Annotated in this window: 3 protein-coding genes and 1 pseudogene; 2 read left to right on the forward strand and 2 right to left on the reverse strand. The window is 74.1% G+C overall.

Annotated features, from left to right (window positions below; genetic code table 11):
• Window positions 1-429: pseudogene (locus AE652_RS39295) on the reverse strand (GNAT family N-acetyltransferase); the annotation flags it as partial.
• A 289-nt stretch (window positions 430-718) separates the two neighbouring features.
• Here AE652_RS39295 and fdxA point away from each other — a divergent pair.
• Window positions 719-1,045: a ferredoxin gene (gene fdxA / locus AE652_RS39300; protein ID WP_030061559.1), complete on the forward strand. Its 327-nt coding sequence runs from the start codon at window positions 719-721 to the stop codon at window positions 1,043-1,045.
• Window positions 1,046-1,065: 20 nt separating this feature from the next.
• A complete protein-coding gene (gene dapC / locus AE652_RS39305; protein ID WP_049660349.1) occupies window positions 1,066-2,214 on the forward strand; it encodes a succinyldiaminopimelate transaminase in 1,149 nt (382 codons plus the stop codon).
• Between the two features lie 145 nt (window positions 2,215-2,359).
• Here dapC and AE652_RS39310 read toward each other — a convergent pair.
• The coding region (locus AE652_RS39310) for a hypothetical protein (protein ID WP_049660350.1) at window positions 2,360-2,590 on the reverse strand (231 nt) is incomplete at its 5' end.

Here is a 2,590-nt window from a genome sequence, read left to right on the forward strand (position 1 = left end):
CCGGGCGAGCCCGGCCAGCGGGGCGGTGCGGACCAGGGTGGGCGCGTACCCGGCGCCGAGCCGGTCGAGTTCGGCGACCAGCGCCGGGGGCGAGCCGGGGGAGATCACCTCGACGTACGCGGGCAGTCCGCGCGCCGCGAACCAGGCGCGGACGGCCGCCAGCGCCCGGGGCAGCGGCAGTCCCGGGTCCCCGAGCGCCTGGACGGAGTTGGCCCGCCGGGTGAACCCGGCCGCGGCGCGCAGCGTCCACTCGCCGAGCGGCTCCTGCTCGACGGCCGGCCAGCCGCGGCCCGCGATCCGCTGCAGTTCGACCGGCTCGGTGACCGGCAACGGGACGCGCCGGGCCGGGAACGGCGGCACGGTCTTGCCTGCGACCAGCAGCTTCTCCGGCAAGAACACCGGATCGCCGGTTCGAGGGGCGATCGTCAACCCATGATCGTCCCACGATGTGAGCACGCCGATCGAATCCCGGAACACCGGCCGGTCGTCCACGAACTCCGCGAGGCGGCGGACGGACACGCGTCGTCCCACGTCAGAGCGGTCTATCCGGACTTCCGGACGGTCGCCGACCGGGTCGTGCGTCGCCATCTGGCCACCTCCTGTGCATTTGCGGTCTCCGACCCGCGATACTAGGGGCGGGCATCGACGACGCCGCGCTCACCGCGCACGGCAGCAGAACAGAACGGGCCACCAGGCCCTTCCGAGGAGGAACGACAGCGTGACCTACGTCATCGCGCAGCCTTGTGTCGACGTGAAGGACAAGGCGTGCATCGAAGAGTGCCCGGTTGACTGCATCTACGAGGGCGAGCGATCGCTCTACATCCACCCGGATGAGTGTGTCGACTGTGGCGCGTGCGAGCCGGTCTGCCCGGTCGAGGCGATCTTCTACGAGGACGACACTCCGGAGGAGTGGAAGGACTACTACAAGGCGAACGTCGAGTTCTTCGACGACCTGGGTTCCCCCGGCGGCGCCTCCAAGCTCGGTCTGATCGAGCGTGACCACCCGTTCATCGCCGCTCTGCCGCCGCAGAACGCCGACCACTGACGATCGGTGGCACAACAGCTGTGAGTACCAACAGCACGCGCGCGCCGTTCCCGGGTCACCCGGGGGCGGCGCGCCGCGTTTCGGACAAGCTCCCCGTCTTCCCCTGGGACAAGCTGGAGCCGTACAAGGCGACCGCCCTGGCCCACCCCGGCGGGCTCTGCGACTTCTCCGTCGGCACCCCGGTGGACCCGGTCCCCGAGGTGATCCAGAAGGCGCTGGCCGCGCACACCGACACCCCCGGCTACCCGACCGTCTGGGGCCCGCTGGAGCTGCGCGAGGCGATCGCCGACTGGCTGCACCGCCGCCTCGGCGCGGAGACCGGCCCGCAGGCCGTGCTCCCGACCGTCGGCTCCAAGGAGCTGGTGGCCTGGCTGCCGACCCAGCTCGGCCTCGGCCCCGGCGACCAGGTCGCCTACCCGCGCCTGGCCTACCCGACCTACGAGGTGGGCGCCCGGCTGTGCGGCGCCGAGCCGGTCGAGTACGACTCGGTGGACGAGCTGGACGGCTCCCGGGTGCGCCTGCTCTGGGTGAACTCGCCGTCCAACCCGACCGGCCGGGTGCTGGGCGCGGACGAGCTGCGCCGGGCCGTCGAGTGGGCCAGGGAGCACGGGGCGCTGCTGGTCAGCGACGAGTGCTACCTGGAGCTGGGCTGGGAGGCCGAGCCGGTCTCCGTCCTGCACCCGGACGTCTGCGGCGACGGCCACGAGGGCCTGCTGGCCGTCCACTCGCTCTCCAAGCGCTCCAACCTGGCCGGCTACCGCGCCTCCTTCGTGGCGGGCGACCCGGTGGTGGTCAGGGAGCTGCTGGAGGTGCGCAAGCACGGCGGCATGATCGTGCCGGCGCCGGTCCAGGCGGCGACGGTCGCCGCGCTCGCGGACGACGCCCACGTGGCCGAGCAGCGCGAGCGGTACGCGGCCCGGCGCTCGGCGCTGCGGGCGGCGCTGGAGGCGTACGGCTTCCGGATCGAGCACTCCGAGGCGAGCCTCTACCTGTGGGCGACCCAGGACCGCCCGTGCTGGGAGACCGTGGCCGAACTGGCCGGGCTGGGCATCCTGGTGGCGCCCGGCGACTTCTACGGGCCGGCCGGCGACCGCTTCGTGCGGGTCGCGTTCACGGCGACCGACGAGCGGGTCGCCGCGGCCGTGGAGCGGCTGGGCGCGGCGAGCTGACCGCGATCGCGGCGAGCTGACCGCGATCGCGCCGAGCTCGGCGCGCCGACCGTAGCGGGCGACCGTACGGCGAAGGGGGCCGGTGTCACGGACACCGGCCCCCTTCGGGGTTCTCCCCGAGCCGGGGGTTGTGCGGCGGCGGGGGTTACAGCGGCAGGCCGCTGAGGCTGCCGCCGCTCAGGTTGCCGCCGCCCAGGCCGCCCAGCAGGCCGCCGAGCGGGCCGAGCGCGCCGGTGAGGCCGGACAGCGGGCTGTTCGCGCCGAGGTCGGCACCGCCGAGGCGGTTGGCCGACCCGTGCTCGGCCAGGCCGAGCACGTCGGTGGCGGGCAGGTCGGCGGGCAGGGCGTGCTCGACCGAGCCGAGCGGCAGCGCGCG

Source organism: Kitasatospora sp. MY 5-36 (genome assembly GCF_001182915.1).
Taxonomy (GTDB): Bacteria; Actinomycetota; Actinomycetes; order Streptomycetales; family Streptomycetaceae; genus Kitasatospora.